General features: G+C 69.0%; 15 protein-coding genes. 9 read left to right on the top strand and 6 right to left on the bottom strand.

The window, feature by feature from the left end:
- Positions 1–3: 3 nt before the first annotated feature.
- From ACQW02_RS18890 to ACQW02_RS18855, 8 genes are all read left to right on the top strand, one after another.
- A complete protein-coding gene (locus ACQW02_RS18890) occupies positions 4–891 on the top strand; it encodes a 3-keto-5-aminohexanoate cleavage protein (protein WP_431281458.1) in 888 nt (295 codons plus the stop codon).
- Positions 888–1607 carry an SDR family NAD(P)-dependent oxidoreductase gene (locus tag ACQW02_RS18885; RefSeq protein ID WP_431281457.1) on the top strand — a complete coding sequence of 240 codons (720 nt, stop codon included), beginning with the start codon at positions 888–890 and terminating at the stop codon, positions 1605–1607. The genes ACQW02_RS18890 and ACQW02_RS18885 overlap by 4 nt, the downstream gene beginning before the upstream one ends.
- Before the next feature lie 31 nt (positions 1608–1638).
- On the top strand, positions 1639–2604 hold the full coding sequence (locus ACQW02_RS18880; protein ID WP_431281456.1) for a tripartite tricarboxylate transporter substrate-binding protein: 966 nt from the start codon (positions 1639–1641) through the stop codon (positions 2602–2604).
- Between the two features lie 194 nt (positions 2605–2798).
- Positions 2799–3557, top strand: a complete 759-nt coding sequence (locus ACQW02_RS18875; protein WP_431281455.1) for a hypothetical protein — start codon at positions 2799–2801, stop codon at positions 3555–3557.
- A gap of 230 nt (positions 3558–3787) precedes the next feature.
- The gene (locus ACQW02_RS18870) at positions 3788–5350 is read left to right on the top strand and encodes an AMP-binding protein (RefSeq protein ID WP_431281454.1); all 1563 of its coding nucleotides are present in this window, start codon (positions 3788–3790) and stop codon (positions 5348–5350) included.
- Between the two features lie 47 nt (positions 5351–5397).
- Positions 5398–6810: an MFS transporter gene (locus tag ACQW02_RS18865; protein ID WP_431281453.1), complete on the top strand. Its 1413-nt coding sequence runs from the start codon at positions 5398–5400 to the stop codon at positions 6808–6810.
- Positions 6811–6970: 160 nt separating this feature from the next.
- Complete coding sequence (locus tag ACQW02_RS18860; protein ID WP_431281452.1) at positions 6971–8233, top strand: aminopeptidase; 1263 nt, start codon at positions 6971–6973, stop codon at positions 8231–8233.
- A gap of 52 nt (positions 8234–8285) precedes the next feature.
- Positions 8286–8765: an ureidoglycolate lyase gene (locus ACQW02_RS18855; RefSeq protein ID WP_431281451.1), complete on the top strand. Its 480-nt coding sequence runs from the start codon at positions 8286–8288 to the stop codon at positions 8763–8765.
- A 10-nt stretch (positions 8766–8775) separates the two neighbouring features.
- Here the strand turns inward: ACQW02_RS18855 and ACQW02_RS18850 are convergent, their stop codons facing one another.
- A complete protein-coding gene (locus tag ACQW02_RS18850) occupies positions 8776–9546 on the bottom strand; it encodes an SDR family NAD(P)-dependent oxidoreductase (protein ID WP_431281450.1) in 771 nt (256 codons plus the stop codon).
- Between the two features lie 116 nt (positions 9547–9662).
- Between ACQW02_RS18850 and ACQW02_RS18845 the strand changes: the two genes are divergently transcribed.
- A complete protein-coding gene (locus ACQW02_RS18845; protein WP_431281449.1) occupies positions 9663–10952 on the top strand; it encodes an LLM class flavin-dependent oxidoreductase in 1290 nt (429 codons plus the stop codon).
- Here ACQW02_RS18845 and ACQW02_RS18840 read toward each other — a convergent pair.
- From ACQW02_RS18840 to ACQW02_RS18820, 5 genes are read right to left on the bottom strand one after another with little or no spacing between them, the layout of a single operon-like run.
- Positions 10949–11377 (bottom strand): hypothetical protein, encoded by a 429-nt coding sequence (locus ACQW02_RS18840; RefSeq protein ID WP_431281448.1) that lies wholly within the window; start codon positions 11375–11377, stop codon positions 10949–10951. The genes ACQW02_RS18845 and ACQW02_RS18840 overlap by 4 nt on opposite strands.
- Positions 11374–12672, bottom strand: a complete 1299-nt coding sequence (locus ACQW02_RS18835) for a phosphatase PAP2/dual specificity phosphatase family protein (RefSeq protein ID WP_431281447.1) — start codon at positions 12670–12672, stop codon at positions 11374–11376. The genes ACQW02_RS18840 and ACQW02_RS18835 overlap by 4 nt, the downstream gene beginning before the upstream one ends.
- Positions 12669–15032, bottom strand: a complete 2364-nt coding sequence (locus ACQW02_RS18830) for an alpha/beta fold hydrolase (RefSeq protein WP_431281446.1) — start codon at positions 15030–15032, stop codon at positions 12669–12671. The genes ACQW02_RS18835 and ACQW02_RS18830 overlap by 4 nt, the downstream gene beginning before the upstream one ends.
- Positions 15029–15745 (bottom strand): lysophospholipid acyltransferase family protein, encoded by a 717-nt coding sequence (locus ACQW02_RS18825; RefSeq protein WP_431281445.1) that lies wholly within the window; start codon positions 15743–15745, stop codon positions 15029–15031. The genes ACQW02_RS18830 and ACQW02_RS18825 overlap by 4 nt, the downstream gene beginning before the upstream one ends.
- The gene (locus tag ACQW02_RS18820) at positions 15742–16725 is read right to left on the bottom strand and encodes a phosphatidate cytidylyltransferase (protein ID WP_431281444.1); all 984 of its coding nucleotides are present in this window, start codon (positions 16723–16725) and stop codon (positions 15742–15744) included. Before ACQW02_RS18820 ends, ACQW02_RS18825 begins: the two co-directional genes overlap by 4 nt.
- Between the last annotated feature and the right edge of the window lie 254 nt (positions 16726–16979).

Genomic DNA, 16979 nt, shown 5'->3' with positions numbered 1-16979 from the left:
ACGATGAAGAAGAAGACGATCATAAGCTGTGCCGTTACCGGCAACCTGACCCAGCCGAGCCAGACGCCCTATCTGCCGATCACGCCGGCGCAGATCGCCCAGGCCTGTGTCGAGGCCGCTGACGCCGGTGCCGCCATCGTGCATATCCATGTGCGCGATCCGGAGACCGGCGTGCCGTCGATGCGCGTCGATTTGTATGAGGATGTGGTGAACCGCATCCGCGCAAGCGGCCGCGACGTGATGATCAACCTGACCACCGGCCCCGGCGGGCGCTTCGTGCCGTCGCGCGACAATCCGCGCGTGGCCGATCCGTCGTCGGGCCTGCTGCCGCCGGAAAAGCGCATCGAGCACATCACCGCGCTGCGGCCCGATATCGCGACGCTCGACCTGAACACCATGTGGTCGGGCAGCGCCGTCGTGATCAACGCGCCATGGTCGGTGAAGATCATGGCCGATGCGATCTATGCCGCCGGCGCCATTCCGGAACTGGAGGTTTTTGACAGCGGCGACATCCAGCTCGCGCATGCGCTGATCGCCGATGGCACCCTGGCCGCACCCTGCCTGTTCCAGATCGTGATGGGCGTGCGCTACGGGTTTTCGTGGGATCCGAAGACGCTGGCCTATGCGGCATCGATGCTGCCGCCGGGCAGCCCTTGGGCCGCCTTTGCCATCGGGCGCATGGAATTCCCGATCCTGGCGCAGGCCTGGCTGCTGGGCGGCCATGTGCGCGTCGGGCTTGAGGACAATATCTACATGGACAAGGGCGTGCTCGCGACCAGCAATGCGCAATTGGTGGAACGCGGCGTGCGCATCCTGCGCGAACTCGGGTCCGAGCCGATGAGCGCGGCTGAGGCGCGCGCGGAACTCGGCATCCTCGGGCGTCGCGCATGACGCGCGGGCTGCTGCTGGTCACCGGCGGCGGTCGCGGCATCGGCGCCGCCGTCGCGCGCGCGGCGGCGGCGGATGGCTGGCAGGTCGTGGTGAACTACGCCCGCGATGCGACCAGCGCGGACGCGGTCGCGGCGGAAATCGGCGGCGTCGCCGTGCAGGGCGATGCGACGACGCCCGATGGCATCGAGGCGCTGTTCACCGCCGTCGATGCCATCGGCCCGATCAAGGGGCTGGTGAACAATGCCGGCGGCAGCGCCGATTTCGCCATCGCCGAGATGACGCTGGCGCAATACGACAGCCTGATGAACGCGAACCTGCGTTCCACCGCCTTCTGCTCGGCGGCAGCGGTGCGGCGCATGGCGGCATCGGGCGGCGGTTCCATCGTCAATATCGGCAGCCGCGCGGCGCAGACCGGCGGGCAGCCGCTGCGGGTGATGTATGCCGCGGCCAAGGGCGCCGTGGATGGCTTCACCAAGGGCCTGGCCAATGAAGTCGGCAAGCAGGGCATCCGCGTGAATTGCGTGCGCCCCGGCGTGATCCGCACCGCGACGCATGAGGCCAAGGCCGGGCCTGAACGCCTGCGCAGCATGACCGCCGCCGCCGCGCTCGGGCGGCCTGGCGAGCCGGAGGAAGTCGCCCAACTCGTGACCTTCCTGCTGAGCGAACGCGCTTCGTACATGACGGGCGCGCTGGTCGATATCGGCGGAGGCCGCTGACACAAGAACGCGTAAGGGAGGAACCATAAAAATGATCCGCATACTGCGACGCACGGCGATGATGCTGGCGCTGGCAACGCCGGCGCTTGCCCAGACCTACCCCAGCCAGCCGGTCACGCTGATCATTCCCTTCGCGCCGGGCGGGCCGACCGATGCGCTGTCGCGCATCATGGTCGAACCCTTCTCCCGCGAACTCGGCGGGAATGTGGTGATCGAGAATGTCGGCGGCGCCGGCGGCACCATCGGCGCCAACCGCGTCGCGACGGCGCGGCCGGATGGCTATACGCTGATGCTGCACAACATCGGCATGGCGACCGCGCCGACGCTGTATCGCCGCATGCCCTATGACACGTTGACGGCGTTCGAGACGATTGGCCTCGTTTCCCCCGTGCCGATGACCTGGATCGGGCGGCCGGATTTTCCGGCCAATGGCTTTGCCGGGATGCTGGCCTATATCCGCGAACGCGGCGACCGGGTGAATGTCGCGCATGCCGGCTTGGGCAGCGCGTCGCAGCTATGCGCGACCCTGTTGCAGGCGCAGATGCGCCAGGCGGTGACCACCGTCGCCTTCCGCGGCACCGGCCCGGTCTTCGCCGAGGTCATGGCCGGCCGGATCGACCTGGTTTGCGACCAGACGACCAGCACGACGCCCTACATCACCTCGGGCCGCGTGAAGGCCTTTGCCATCACCGCCGATGCGCGCCTGCCGTCGCTGCCGGACCTGCCGACCGCGAACGAACAGGGCACGCCGTTCGAGGTGACGGTCTGGCACGGCATGTATGCGCCCCGCGGCACCCCGCGCGTGGTGGTGGACCGCATCAACGCCGCCCTGCGCGCCACCCTGCGCGACCCGCGGCTGATCGCACGCATGGCTGAACTCGGCACGGCGCCGGAGCCGGAGGCGCGCGTCACCCCCGAAGCGCACCGGGCCTTCCTTGAGGCGGAAATCGCCCGCTGGCGGCCGATCCTGACCGCGGCGGGTGAATACGCCGATTGATTCGCGGAATGGTTGTGGTGGGGGATGGGCCTTCCACCGCAGTCGATGCTAGGTTCGGTCATCGTCATAGGGACCGAAAAATGCGATCCGGGCTGGTATTGAGTGGGCTGCTTACGGGTATTCTTGGCACGAGCGGTGTTTCTGCGCAGTCGATCGTGCCGAATAGCGCCGTATACATCGGCGCGGGCGGCAGTTTGACATCGACCAGCTTCGGCGACCAAGACGTCTATGCTGTCGGGACGTCGGATGTTTACCAGCACGGCGCCCTGGTTTCCCGCGGGACCGCCGCCGGGCCGGCGACGGTGCCGATGGGCCGCCAGACCGATTTCGCGCCGTCGGTGCAGGCCGGCTATTTCCGGCACTTCAACGACAGCCGCTGGATCTGGGGCGGCAAGGCCTCCTACAGCAACCTCGCTTCGTCCGACACGGTGACCGATGCGCGGCTGCCGCAGGCGGGGTCCTTCACCTACACGGCCAGCGGCATCACGGTGCCCTTCACCGGCAATGCCATCGTTCAGTCCTACGAAACGACGATCAACCAGCAGATCGCCGCCATCCCGTTCATCGGGCGTTCCTATGACCGGGGGTTCTTCTATCTCGGCGCCGGGCCGACCCTGTCGGAGACGCGTACCAACCTGAACGGGCTGGTCGGCTTCGCCGACATCAATGGCCAACGGAGCGACGTATCCGGCGCGCCGCAGAATTTCTCCACCACGGGCTGGACCTATGGCGCGGCGGCGGTGGTCGGGGCGACGTATTTCATAACGCCGTCGTGGTTCGTCGATTTCAACTACATCTTCTCGGCGACGAACATGGCGAAGGGCAATTATTCGAGCACCTTCACCAATCCCAATGGGGTCAATGGCTCGCTGACCTCCGGCACACTGGTCGGCAATTCATCCGGCAGTTTGACGACCCAGGGCGTCCAACTGACCATCAACCTGGCCTTCTGAACGAGGCCTGATGTATCGCCGCCATCGCCGGACCAAACCCGGCGATGGCGGCGCATCGAGGCGACGCGATGACGGCCGGGCGCCCCGCCCTATGCCTTTCGCGGCGCGCTACGGACGGGCGACGGCGACGACACCCTGCGCCCCGCTCTGGCGTTCCGCGCCCCGCTGCGGCATGACACGCGCCGGGATGAAGCAGGGGAACGCAGCGCTTGCCGGGTGACGACACGAACTTGACGCTGACCGCCCTGCTGGAGGCGTCCGCCGCCCGCGCACCCGATGCGCTGGCGCTGGTCGCCGCCGATGGCGGTGGCCGCGTGACCTGGTCCGGCTTCGTCGCCGCCGCCCGCCGCCTGGCGATGGGCTTCGCCCGCCAGGGCATCGGCCCCGGCGATCGCGTCGCCCTGTGGTGCCCGAACCGGCCCGAACACCTGATCGCGCAATTCGCCCTGGCCCGCCTGGGCGCCGCGACCATCCACATCAACACCCGCTTCGTCGCCGCCGATGTCGCGGGGCTGCTGGATCGCGCTCGCCCTTCCGCCGTGGTCGCCGCCTTCGGCTTCCCCGGCATGAACACGACCGAAATCCTGGCCGAAATCCTGCCCGATACCCGCGCCCCCCTGCGCTTCATCCTGGGGCTGGATGCCGGCGGCATCGCCGAGATCGCCGGCGTGCCGGTGCTGCCCTGGGCGGAACTGGATGCCAGCCCCGAACGCCATGCGGATGATTCGGCGCCGGACGCGCTGTGCCTGACCTTCACGACATCCGGCACCACGGCCGGGCCGAAGCTGGTCGCCCATACCCAGGCCGCCATCGCCACCCATGCGCGCGACGTGGCGGCCCGCACCGGCACGGGTGAAGCCGATGCGGCCGTGCTGGCCATCGTCCCGCTCTGCGGCACCTTTGGCCTGTCGCTGGCCATGGCCGGGATCGCGGGGGGCGCCCGCATCGTGACCATGGCGCGCTTCGACGCTGCCGCCGCCGACACGCTGATCCGCGAGCAAAAAATCACCCATATGGTCGGTGGCGACGACCTGTTGCTGCGCCTGGCGGAGGCCGCCGGGGGGCGCCCGCACGCACCCTTCCTCTTCACCGGCTTCGCCAGCTTCCATCCCGGCGCCGACCGCGTCGTGGACATCTGCGGCGCGCTGAACATGGCGCCGCGTGGAGTCTACGGCAGCAGCGAATGCCAGGCGCTCTTCGCCCTGCAGGACCCGGCCGACCCGATCCGCTGCCGCATCGGTGGCGGCACCCCGGCCAGCGGCGCCGCCGGCATCCGCGCCCGCGACATCGAAACCGGCCTGGTCGCGGAGGCCGGGGAGCTGGAGTTTTCCGGCCCGTCGCTGTTCATGGGCTACCTCGGCGACCCCGCCGCCACCGCGCGGGCGCGCACCGCCGATGGCTGGTTCCGCTCGGGCGATTTCGGCCGAATGCATCCCGGCGCGGGCTTCGACTACGAAACCCGGCTGGGCGATGCGCTGCGGCTGGGCGGCTTCCTGGTCGCGCCGGAGGAGATCGAGGCCTTCCTCAAGCAGCAGCCAGGCGTGGCCGAGGCCCAGGTCGTCGGCGCCCGCGGCGGCAGCATCGCGGTGGCCTTCGTATCGGGCGACGCGCCGGACCCGGTGGTCCTGGCGGCGGCCTGCACCGAACACCTCGCCCGCTTCAAGCAGCCGTCCCGGATCATCCCGATCGATGCCTTCCCCGTCACCGACGGGCCGAACGGCCAAAAGATCCAGCGCGGCAAGCTGCGGGAGATGGCGGAAGCCGCCCTGGCGGCCGAGATGGCGCAGGCGTAATCCGCGCCCCGCTGCCCAGCCGCCGTGCCGGCCCTTAGTTTCACCTGATGCCCCAGGCCAGCACCCCCCGCGCGCTTGCCCTGATCGTGGCCAGCGCGCTGTTCATGCAGAACCTCGACAGCAGCGTGGTCGCGACCGCGCTGCCGGCGATGGCGCGGGATCTGGGTGAGCCGGTCGCCAATCTGTCCGTCGCCATCACCGCCTATCTGGTGGCGCTGACGGTCTTCGTGCCGGTATCGGGCTGGGTCGCCGACCGCTTCGGCGCCAAGCGCGTGTTCATGGCGGCGATCCTGGTGTTCACCATCGCCTCCGGGCTGTGCGCGGCGGCCGATGGGCTGGCCTGGCTGGTTTCGGCGCGGGTGCTGCAAGGGGTCGGCGGGGCGATGATGGTGCCGGTCGGGCGCCTGCTGCTGCTGAAAAGCGTGACCAAGGCGCAGATGCTGGCGGCGATGACCTGGCTGACCATGCCGGGGCTGCTCGGCCCCGTGTCCGGCCCGCCGATCGGGGGGCTGCTGACCGACCTCTATGGCTGGCGCAGCGTCTTCCTGATCAATCTGCCGATCGGGGTGCTGGGGCTGGTGCTGGTCGCGACCATGATCCCCGCGACCCCGCCCGATGAGGCGACGGCCGCCCCCGACCTGAAGGGGTTGTGGCTTGTGGGCGGCGCGCTGGCGCTCGGCATGACGGGGCTGGAGACGGTGGGGCGCACGGTGCTTGAGCCGCTGCTCGCCTGGGGCGCGCTGTTTGCCGGGCTGGGCCTGGGCTGGCTGGCGCTGCGGCATTGCCGGCGGGTGGCGCGGCCGGCGCTGGATTTGAGCCTGATGACGATCCCGACCTTCCATGCCGCCGCCGTGGCCGGCAGCCTGTTCCGTATCGGGGCGGGGGTGGCGCCCTTCCTGGTGCCGCTGCTGCTGCAAACGGTCTTTGGCTGGAGCGCCACGCAGTCGGGGCTGGTCACCTTCGCGACCGCGGTCGGGGCTTTCGCGATGAAGCCGATGGCGCAGCCGCTGCTGCGGCGCTTCGGCTTCCGCGCGACGATGCTGGCCAATACAGGGCTTGCGGCGGCGGGCAGCGCCGCCGGCGCGCTCTTCGCGCCGGGCTGGCCCTGGTGGGCGATGTTCGTGGTGTTGGCGCTGGGCGGGCTGGCGCGCAGCCTGCAATTCACCGCGATGAACACGCTGGCCTTCGCCGATGTGCCAGGGGCGCGGCTATCGGCGGCGACCAGCCTCTATGGCACCTTGCAGCAGATCACCCCGGCGCTGGGCGTGGTGATGGCATCGGCCGTCCTGGCCGGCTCGGCCGCGCTGGGCGGCCGCGCGGCGCCCGACGGGGCGGATTTCTTCTGGGCCTTTGCCGGCGCCGGGCTGTTGGTCCTGGCCTCGGCACCGCTGTTCGCCAAGCTGGCGCCGGATGCGGGGGCGGATGTGTCCGGCCACGGGGGCAGGGGCGGAAAGACCTGACGCCTGGAACGGGCGGGCCTTCTTCAACCCAACCATTCCCTGCCGTCTCGCCTCCGCGCTGGGCGGCGGGGGCCTGCAGGTTTTGGCGACCCGGGATGGCTGGTTGCCCGATAGCCTTGCCGATACTCTCCAGCGAACCTCGTCTCGCGGAGAACGCCCCATGGACCAGATCGCGACCCCCCCGGTGTCTGCCGGCACGCAGGACGCGCGGCTCGCGTCCCTGGCCGACGTCGCCGTCCATGTCGGGCTGAACCTGCAGCCCGGCCAGGAACTGGTGATGACCGCATCGATCGAGGCCTTGCCGCTGGCGCGCCTCATCACCGATGCCGCCTATCGGGCCGGCGCCAGCCTTGTCACGACACTCTTCGCTGACGATCAACAGGCGCTGTCGCGCTTCCGCTACGCCCGGCCGGACAGTTTCGACCACGCCACCGGATGGCTGTTCGACGGGATGGCCGAGGCATTCCGTCGTGGCGCGGCCCGCCTCGCCATCGTGGGCGATGATCCGAACCTCCTTGCCGGACAGGATGCGGGGCAGGTGGCCAGGGCCAACCGCGCCCGGGCCAAGGCCTATCGGCCCGCGCTCGATCTCATCACCGCCTCGGCGATCAACTGGAGCCTGGTGCCCTATGCCTCGCCCGCCTGGGCACGGGCCATGTTCCCCAACCTGCCGGAGGCCCAGGCCGTGGACCGGCTATGGGACGCCATTTTCGCCGCGACCCGGGTGGACACCGTCGATCCGGTCGCCGCCTGGGCCGCGCATAACGCCGTCCTGATGACCCGCCGGCGGATGCTGACCGGGCGGAACTACGCGGCACTGCGGTTCCGTGGGCCTGGTACGGACCTGACCGTCGGGCTGGCGGACGGGCATGCCTGGATGGGCGGGCAATCCACCGCGCGCAACGGCGTGACCGGCAACCCGAACATCCCGACGGAGGAGGTGTTCACGACGCCGCACGCGGCGCGCACGACCGGGCACGTCGCGGCGACCAAGCCGCTTGCCTACCAGGGTACGCTCATCCGGGACATCCGGGTGCGCTTCGAGGGCGGTGTCATCGTCGAGGCTTCGGCCAGCACCGGACAGGAAGTGCTTGAGCGTCTGATCGGCACCGACGAAGGGGCGCGCCGGCTGGGCGAGGTCGCGCTGGTGCCCGCCTCCTCACCAATCTCGCACAGCGGGTTGCTGTTCCTGAACACGCTGTTCGACGAGAATGCGGCGAGCCATATCGCACTCGGCCAAGCCTACAAGAAATGCTTCGTGGACGGCGATACGCTGGATGAGGACGCCTTCGTGTCCCGCGGCGGCAACAGCAGCCTCATCCACGTGGATTGGATGATCGGCTCGGCCGAGGTCGATGTGGACGGCCTCGACGCCCAGGGCATGGCCGAGCCGCTCATGCGCGCCGGCGAATGGGTGTCCTGAGCGGGCCTGCCGTGGTGTGTGTCGAGGCCAATCCAGGAGGATGCGTGACCAGATGAAACCTATCGCGTTGCAGGATCTGACGGCGCAGGCCTTCGCACCTTATGGCGAGGTTCTTGTCGCGCCGCGGGAGGCGGGAAAATCCTACTTCGACGGCAGGCTGGCCAATCTGCGCGCCGGCGTGCCGCCGAGCCTGTTCCTGACCCACAAGCTGCCGTTGCAGGGCAATACCCTGCGGGTCGTGACCATGGAGCGCCATCGCTATTCGTCGCAATCCTTCATGCCGATCGGACCGGCGCATTGGCTGGCGCTGGTCGCGCCGCATGCGGCATCTGGCGGGCCGGACATGTCACGCGCGGAAGCCTTCCTCGCACGGCCGGGGCAGGGTGTGACCTTCGCGGCGGATTGCTGGCATCATCCCATGACGGTGATGCAGGCGCCGGCGCAATTCATCGTCTTCATGTGGCGCGACGGCACGGCGGATGACGAGGAATTCGTGCCGGTGGAACCCTTCGATCTGGACATCCGCTGGTAGGCGACCAGGCTCAGGCGGGCGGCCCGCCGGAGACGCTCAGCACCTCGCCACTGAGATAATCCGGCGCGCCGAGCGCGAAGTACATGATCGCGTTGGCGATCTCGTCCGGCTCGGCCAGCCGGCCCATCGGGATGCGTTCCGCACGCTTTTGGGCCGCCGGCGTGCCCGGCGGAAACACGCGTGTCGCGACGCCGCCCGGCGCGACGGTGTTCACCGTGATGCCTTCGCGCGCGACTTCCCGCGCCAGGGACTTGCCGAAGGCGATGACCCCGCCTTTCGCCGCCGCGTAGGTGGCCAGTCCGGGGCTGCCGACCAGCCCGGCGACGGACGCGACCAGCACGATGCGCCCCTTGCCCGCGCGCTTGAACAGCGGCAGCACGGCATGCGCAGCGTTGAACACGCCAAAAAGGTTGAGTTCCACGATGCGGCGCCAATCGGCCGGCTGGCTCGCGCTGAAGTCGGCAAACGTCTGGCTCAACTCCCCCGCCTGGACGAGGCTGGTGACACCGCCCGCATTGACGATGAGCACCTCGACCTCACCCAGCGCTTCGACCGCCTTGGCCACGGCATCGACAACCTGGGCCTGGTTCGTGATGTCGGTGGGCAGGGCGACGATGGGCAGGGTCGGATGCGCGCTGCGCAGTTCCTCCGCCAGCGCCACAAGGCCGGGTGCGTCGATGTCGAGCAGCGCGATCGGCGATCCGGCGGCGACGGCGCGGAAGGCGGCCGCACGCCCGATCCCGTGCACGCAGCCGATCAGGATGATGGTCCTTGCGCGCATCAGGTCAGGTCCTTGATCGTAGGTATGTGGACGCAGCCTATACGAAGTACTGTCATGCACCACCCGGGGCGCGCGACCCGCCACGGATTTCACCGGCAATCACCAAGGCCCGATCCATGCTGCATCTTGGTATCTACATCCAGGTCCCGGGCAGCCACGCCGCCGGCTGGCGCCATCCCGAAGCCGCGACCCAGGCGCAGGATTTCGACCTGATCCGCCGCATCGCCCTGACCGCCGAGCGCGGCAAGTTCGATTTCGTCTTCTTCGCCGACAGCTACGGCGCCCGGCCGGAGGGCCATCCCTCCATGGTGGCGCGGCTGGAACCGCTGACGCTGCTCGGTGCGCTGGCCGCCACCACCAGCCTGGTCGGCATCGGTGCGACCGCCTCGACCACCTATTGCCAGCCGTTTCACCTGGCGCGCGCGTTCGCCTCGCTCGATCACCTCAGTGGCGGGCGTGCGGCCTGGAATGTGGTGACGGGATCGGTGCCCGGCGATGCCGCGAACTTCGGCACGCGGGCGCATCCGGCGCATGACGACCGCTATGCGATGGCGGAAGAATTCGTCGATGTGGTCAAGGGGCTTTGGGACGGCTGGGATGATGACGCGCTGATCATGGACAAGGCCGCGGGGCGCTTCGTCGATCCCGCCAGGCTGCATCCGTTGCACCACCGCGGGACGCATTTCGCGGTCGAAGGTCCGCTGAACATCAGCCGCTCGCCCCAGGGTCGGCCGGTGATCATCCAGGCCGGATCGTCCGGGGTCGGCCAGGCGCTGGCCGCGCGCACGGCGGATGTGGTCTTCACCTCGCAACTGCTGCTTGACGGCGCGCGCGACTTCCACGCCGGGTTCAAGGCGCGGGTGGCGGGGTTTGGCCGCGATCCCGCCAGCGTGGCGCTGATGCCGGGGCTGGTTCCCTTCATCGGCCGCACGCGGCAGGAAGCGCAGGACAGCCTGGCCCGGTTGACGGAGGAGATCCCGCCCGCGACCGCCTTCGCCGCGCTGAAGCATCGGTTGGGACACGACGTATCCGACTACCCGCTGGATGGCCCGGTGCCGGCATTGCCGCCGTCGGACACGCTGCAATATCACGCGACCCTGCTGACGGATTATGCGCGGCGCCAGAACATGACGCTGCGCGACCTCTACAAGATGGTTGCCAGCGGCATGGGGCAGTTGATGCTCTGCGGCACACCCACCGACATCGCCGACCGCATCGAGGAATGGTACCGTGCCGGCGCAGCCGATGGCTTCATGGTGATGCCGCCCTGGTATCCCGGCCCGTTCGAACTGTTTGTCGAGCACGTCGTGCCCGATCTGCAACGTCGCGGCATTTTCCGCCGGGAGTATACGGGCAGCACCCTGCGGGATCATCTGGGAATCCCGCGCCCCGCGCCGCAGCGCTAGCCGCTGGTCAGCGCACCCAGCAGCGCCAGGACCGCCTGCAACGCCACCAGCATCGCCTGGCGCGCCAGCAGCTGCCGCGCACCCCCGATGCGCAACGCCAGCGGCCGCCCCGCCTTGACCGCCGGCATCAAGCCCAGGCTGGTGAGCGCCGTATCAAGCCCGGCCAGATCGCGCGGCGCCGCCCCCTGCGCGAGCGCGGCAAAGAGTGCCGCGTCGAAGCCGACGCGGATCGCGACATAGGTCTGGCAGAGACCGGCCAGCATCATCCCCGCCAGCAGCAGCGTGACGGCGCCCCCCAGCGCCGGCACCAGCACCAGCCCCGCCACGGCGACCACGGTGAAGCCGCGCGACAATGCGTCGAGCCGGCGGCCCTGCGCGAGCAAATGCGCCGTGGCACCAAGCAGGTCGCGCTCGGCCTCGGTCATTGCCGCGCGGCCTCGGCGATCGCGGCAAGGGCCGGCGCGTCCAGGACGATATGCGGGCGCACGGCGCGGATCTGCGCCGCCGCATCGGCGGCATCCCGGGCGCGGCCGGTGGCCAGCAGCCAGGTGGCGGCCCCCGCGGCGCTGCGCGAATAGCCGAGCGCGCAATTGACCAGAACATTGCCCGCGACACGCCCTTGCTCGATGGCGGCGGCAGCCTGGCGCAGCAGCGCGGGGTCCGGCGTGGCGAGGTCGAGCATGGGAATGCTCACATAGCTCCGGCTGCCCAGGCGTCCGGGCAGTTCGGCGCTGAGGTCGATGACGGTACCAAAATCAGCGGCGGTGGCGGCGCTGGGGTAGCGGCCGAGCGCGACGTCGGCGGTGACTGGCGCGGTCAGCCGGCCATCCCCCTTCCAGAAGCGCGTGTTGATGGCGGCGCCGATCAGATAGGGGCCGAAAAGCCATCGCACGGCCGGGCGCAGCCGCCCCCGGGCATCCTTCTGAAACGCGCTGGCCCCGAGCGCCGCATAGGTCAGCGCCACCAGGAACAGCGACCCCGCCGGCCAGAACAGCCACAAGGCCGCACCTTGCAGCCACAGCGCCAGGGCGACCAGCAGCACCGCGCCCGCCGCGTAGCGCCACGCGAGGCGACGGCGGCGCGGGTCCCGCGTGAGGCGCGCACCGGCAAACGGGCTCGGCGCGTCATCGGGGAAAAGCCACAGGGTCAGCAAGCCCAGCCAGGCGCCGGTCGGGATGTCGATGAAATGGTGCTGCCAGGTCGTCAGAACGGAAACACCGATCAGCGCGAACCAGGCGTGCAGAAGCACCAGCCAAGGCCCGCGCGCATGGGCAGCAAAACGCACCCACAGGATCACCAGTAGCGCGATATGCAGCGATGGCGCTTGGTTGAACGGCTTGTCGAACTCACCCAGCAAGGTGAAGAGCATGCCTGGGACGCCATCGAGCACCGGACGTTCAAAGGTGAAGCGCAGCGGTGCCGCGATGAAGCAGGCGACGGCGAGGATCTGCGCGGTCAGCAGGCGCTTGGCATGAGTGTCGAGTTCAGCGCGCGTCGCGCAGAGGAACAGCGAGATGCCATAGAGCAGGTCGATCGACCAATAGGGGATGATCGTCCAGGGCAGCAGCGGGATCGCGCTTTCCCAGGAGAAGACGATGGCGGGCACATCCGCGCGCTGGCTCGCGAGGAAGGTCGCCAGGCCATAGCTGGCGAAGAAGAATGGGCCGAGCAGGAGGAGCCAAAGCGCCGCCCGGCCCCAGGGACGGCGCTGCCCGGTCACAGCCGTTCCGCGCGGCTGACGGTGAAGATGCCCTCGGCATCGATGCGCTGCTCGATCTTGCGGAAGCCCGCTTCGGCGACGAGTTCATCCATCTCCGCCTGCACGCGGCGGCGCATCACCCAGGCCTGGCCCTGGCGATGGCTGGTCAGCGCGCGGGCGATCAGTTCCAACTGCGGATGCCAGGGTTGGCCCGTATAGACCAACGCCCCGCCACGCGGGATCGCGGCGGCCATGCCGGCCAGCGAGCGGCGGATCATCGCATTGTCGGGGAAAAGCTCATACAGGCCGGAGACGATGCCGAGCGTCGGCGCCGGCGTGACGGCGGCGATGCTGTCGCCATCGAAGGCGTCGGCGTGGACGAAGCGGGCGATGTCGGACAGGTTTTTCTCCGCGATCATCCGTGTGCCGGCGGCGACGTTGATGTCGCTGTAGTCGCGCAGCAGGATGGACTCCGGGCGCTGCGCGGCGCCTTGCAGCGCCTCCAGCACGTAGCGGCCGTGGCCGGCGGCGATGTCCATGACGCGGATTGGCATGCCCTGGTCGGCCAGGCGCTGCATCGCGGCGCGGACCAGTTCCTCGACATGCAGTTTTCGTTGGCGGATGCCGGTCCAGCCGGGGGAGTCCAGGTAGTTCCGATCCATGAACCGACCGACCGGGCCGAGGCCGCGCGCGTCATTGCGATAGACGTAGTCGAGGGTGGAGCCGGAATCGAAGCCGGTGGCATGGCCGAGGGCGATCCCCTCCGACAGCGCGCCGCCAAGGCGGAGCGAGCCACGCGTGACCGACCAATACAGGCCGCGCGGCGACAGGGCAGGCAGTGGGGATGCGAGCGCATCGGCCTCATCCCGCGTAAAGCCCATTTGATCCGCCGCAAGCAGTGACGGGCGGTTGAGCGGCTCGGCAAAGCGTTCGAGCAGGAAGCGGCGGGCATGGGCCAGGGCGATCGCGCGGTCGCGTTCGCCCAGCGTGTCGTGAAAAAAGCCCGGCAGGATGTGACGCTCCTTCACCGGCGTGCCCAGGCGCTCGAAAAACCGATGCTGCGGCGCATGATGCACCACCCAATCGGCGCCCGAGATCAGCATCTGCGTCGGCACGGTGATCGCGCGCGCATCGGCGACAACGCGATCCGCTGCGGCGTAGAGGTCGAGCAGGATATTCACCGCGATCGGCCGGCTGATCAGCGGGTCCGCGCGGTAGGATGCGATGCGCTCCGGGTCATGCGTCAGGTATTGCGGCTTGACGTAGGAATTGACGAAGAACAACCCGCGCAGCCGGTGCATCAACTTCAGGCCTGGCCGCGCGAAGGGCACGTAGAGCTTCACCTTGAACGCCGGCGATGCCAGGATCATGGCGCGGATACGCGGCGCGTAGTCATGCGCCCAGGTCGCGACCAGCACGGCGCCGACGCTCTGCGCGATGACGGCCATATCTTCTTCCGCAAAGCCATGGGCGCTGGCGACATGGTCCACGAAACTCTGCACGTCGCGCACCGAATGGGCGAGGCTCGGGCTATATCCGCGCTGCCCCGGCGACCGGCCATGGCCGCGTGCATCCCAGGCGAAGAACGCGAAATCCGGCAGGTCCAGTTCGGCTGGCAGATGCGCCATCCGTCCGCCATGCTCATGCCCGCGATGGAACAGCAGGATGGCGCCGCGTGGCGTCGGCGATGTGGCGGGCCAGTAGCGGTAGGTCAGGTCCACGCCGTCATGGGTGGTGAAGCTGTGGTCCTCGACGGGGCGCATGGGGCTTCCTTCGGCGAGTGGCCGGATGGGTGTGAGATCCGCGAGGCCGGCGGCGACGCGGTTGATGGTCGTGGCGATGAGCAGCAGCACCAGCAGGGGCATGAGCCAGAAGGCGAAACCGGGCAGGGCGCCGACGATCCCGACCCACAAGCCGAGCGCACCGAAGACGAAGGCCCGATCGCTCTTGCCCAGCGGGCCGTCATAGCGACGGTTCGGCCCGAGCACGCCGGCGAATTCCGACACGATCGACAGCACGACCACGGCACCCACCCAACCCGGGGTGAATGGCGCCACGAGCGCGAAGGGCGCGTAGAGCGCCGCGTCGGAGACGACATCGGCCAGTTCGTTCAGATACCCGCCGAGATTCGATTTCTGCCCATGCTCACGCGCCAGCATGCCATCCACGGCATTGAGCGCCATGCGCAGGAAGAGCCAGACCGGCAGCAGCAGGAACAATGCAGACGGCCCGCCCTGCGCCGCCAACCACCAGCCGAGCAACAGCGACCCCAGCGCCGCGGCCAGCGTCACCTGGTTGGCCGTGATGCCGGCGTTCGCCATGCCCTGCACCATCGGGCGCAGCAGCGCCTGGAAGCGCGGCTTCAGCGTGTAGAGGCTCATGGCATCTCGCCTCCCAATGCGCGCACGGCCGCTTCGCATTGCGCGGCGACCTCGGTCCAACCGGCGCGGTCCTGTGTCGTGGCGGCGAAGTGCAATGGCGTGCCAATTCGCAAACTCAGCTTACCAGGACGCGGGAACCGGCGATGTGCCGGCCAGGCGGCGAAGGCGCCATCGATATGGCATGGCACCACCGGCACGGGGCTGCCCGCCACGAAGGCACCAAGCCCGGGCTGGAACGCCGCCATACGGCCGTCGCGGCTGCGGGTGCCCTCGGGGAACAGGATGTAGACAAGTTCATCCTCGACCAGGCGGGACCGCAGCGTCTCCAACTCCTTCGCGCGCGTCTTCTTGCGCCAGACCGGCAGCGCGTTCAGCGCATAGGCAGCGAAGAGCGAGGTGGCGCCGGAGGTGAAGAAGGTATCGCCCGCCGCCAGCGCATGGGCGCGGCGCGCGGCGGCCCCGCGCAATGCGGCGCCAAGCGACAGCGCATCCAGGTGGCTGCTGTGATTGGCGACCAGGACGAAGGGCGGCGCGGGCAGGTTCTCCCGCCCCGTCACCTCCAGGCGATGCAGCAGCCGCAGATGTGTGCGGACCAGCCCGCGCCAGGCGGCATGCAGCACGACGCTGCCGAGCCCGGCTTCGCGACCATGGCTGCGCAGCCTGTCCTGCGTCTTCAGCCCCAGGTCGCGCGCCGGCTTGAGTTCCCAGGTCATGGGCCGCCGGTGAACAGGCGGGTGGGCTGGTCGATGCCCCAGCCAAGTTTATAGCCAATCAGGTGGAAGGTCGCGGGCGCCACCAGCAGCAGGCTGTTGAACCGGTCCAGCACTCCGCCATGGCCGGGGATGATGTTGCCCATGTCCTTGATCGCGAGATCGCGCTTGATCGACGACAGCATCAGGTCGCCGAACTGCCCGCCGATGCTGACCAGCGCACCGAGAAGCAGCAGCAAGGGCAGGCTGTCCATCTCGGTCCCCGCGAAAATCAGGTGACCGATCGAGGCGACCACCGCCGTGGTGCAGACCAGCGCGCCAAGCGCCCCCGCCACGGTCTTGTTCGGGCTTGTCGCCGGCAGCAGTTTCCGCCGGCCGAACAATTTGCCGCAGGTGAAGGCGGCGACATCGTTCAACCCGACCGCCAGGACCAGCAGCAGCAGCAACGGCCGGTAGCCAGGCTCATTCGCCATGTAGCCGAGATGTGCGAGGCCAGCGCCGAACAGCATATAGGCGAAGATCGCCAGCGCCGTGCGCTGGACGTAGCCGACGGGCCGGTCGATCGGGATCGACGCCACGCAGATCACCGCCACGGTCAGCGGCCAGAGCGCGACGAAGAAGTGATACCAATGGTCCAGGGACGCGAAGTTCGCCACCAGGATCCCGATCGCCACCACGGCTGTCAGCACATGGTCGCGAAACAGCCCGGTGGCGCGATCATATTCGCGCAGGCAGGCCAGGCCGAGCAAAGTCACCGCGGCGATCGTCCATTCCCGGCCAAGCAGGATTGGTACGATGATCAATGGCAGCAGCACCGCCCAGGATCCCAGGCGTAGCCACAACTCCCGCCGCAGCGCCGGCTGCACGCGGCCCGTCACCGAGAGCGCGCCGATCACCGCGGCCGCGAGCAACACGACGCCGATCGTGGCGAGCACGATCCCCAGCGTGACAGGATGCGCGAAGGCTTGCGACCACAGGCTCATCGCCGCGCGGATCCCCGGCGGCGTGGCAAGGACGGATGGGTCATGATCTTGGCTCTACCCCTTTTGCGACGACGGCGGCACGCCACCCCGCGTTGCATTCATCCGTCAGTCAGAGGCGTCAGGATGTCATGGGATGCAGACCCTGACACGCAATAATTTCATTGCCGCCACGACATCATTGCTTCGGACGGACAGCGCGAGGGATGGTCGATCAGCCGGCGACGACGACCTCCTTGGCGCGGCACAACCTGTTT

Origin of the sequence: Humitalea sp. 24SJ18S-53, from assembly GCF_050632385.1 — a bacterium.
Taxonomy (GTDB): domain Bacteria; phylum Pseudomonadota; class Alphaproteobacteria; order Acetobacterales; family Acetobacteraceae; genus Humitalea.
The sequence above is the reverse complement of the archived record's forward strand: the minus strand, read 5'-3'. Positions and strand labels throughout refer to the sequence as shown.

Bases quoted from the DNA above. Each gene is read 5' to 3' on its own strand.
- ACQW02_RS18830 (WP_431281446.1), bottom strand. From the start codon at position 15,032: ATGAGCCTCTACACGCTGAAGCCGCGCTTCCAGGCGCTGCTGCGCCCG.
- ACQW02_RS18865 (WP_431281453.1), top strand. From the start codon at position 5,398: ATGCCCCAGGCCAGCACCCCCCGCGCGCTTGCCCTGATCGTGGCCAGC.
- ACQW02_RS18850 (WP_431281450.1), bottom strand. From the start codon at position 9,546: ATGCGCGCAAGGACCATCATCCTGATCGGCTGCGTGCACGGGATCGGG.
- ACQW02_RS18860 (WP_431281452.1), top strand. From the start codon at position 6,971: ATGGACCAGATCGCGACCCCCCCGGTGTCTGCCGGCACGCAGGACGCG.
- ACQW02_RS18890 (WP_431281458.1), top strand. From the start codon at position 4: ATGAAGAAGAAGACGATCATAAGCTGTGCCGTTACCGGCAACCTGACC.
- ACQW02_RS18845 (WP_431281449.1), top strand. From the start codon at position 9,663: ATGCTGCATCTTGGTATCTACATCCAGGTCCCGGGCAGCCACGCCGCC.
- ACQW02_RS18880 (WP_431281456.1), top strand. From the start codon at position 1,639: ATGATCCGCATACTGCGACGCACGGCGATGATGCTGGCGCTGGCAACG.
- ACQW02_RS18825 (WP_431281445.1), bottom strand. From the start codon at position 15,745: ATGACCTGGGAACTCAAGCCGGCGCGCGACCTGGGGCTGAAGACGCAG.
- ACQW02_RS18820 (WP_431281444.1), bottom strand. From the start codon at position 16,725: ATGAGCCTGTGGTCGCAAGCCTTCGCGCATCCTGTCACGCTGGGGATC.
- ACQW02_RS18855 (WP_431281451.1), top strand. From the start codon at position 8,286: ATGAAACCTATCGCGTTGCAGGATCTGACGGCGCAGGCCTTCGCACCT.
- ACQW02_RS18885 (WP_431281457.1), top strand. From the start codon at position 888: ATGACGCGCGGGCTGCTGCTGGTCACCGGCGGCGGTCGCGGCATCGGC.
- ACQW02_RS18840 (WP_431281448.1), bottom strand. From the start codon at position 11,377: ATGACCGAGGCCGAGCGCGACCTGCTTGGTGCCACGGCGCATTTGCTC.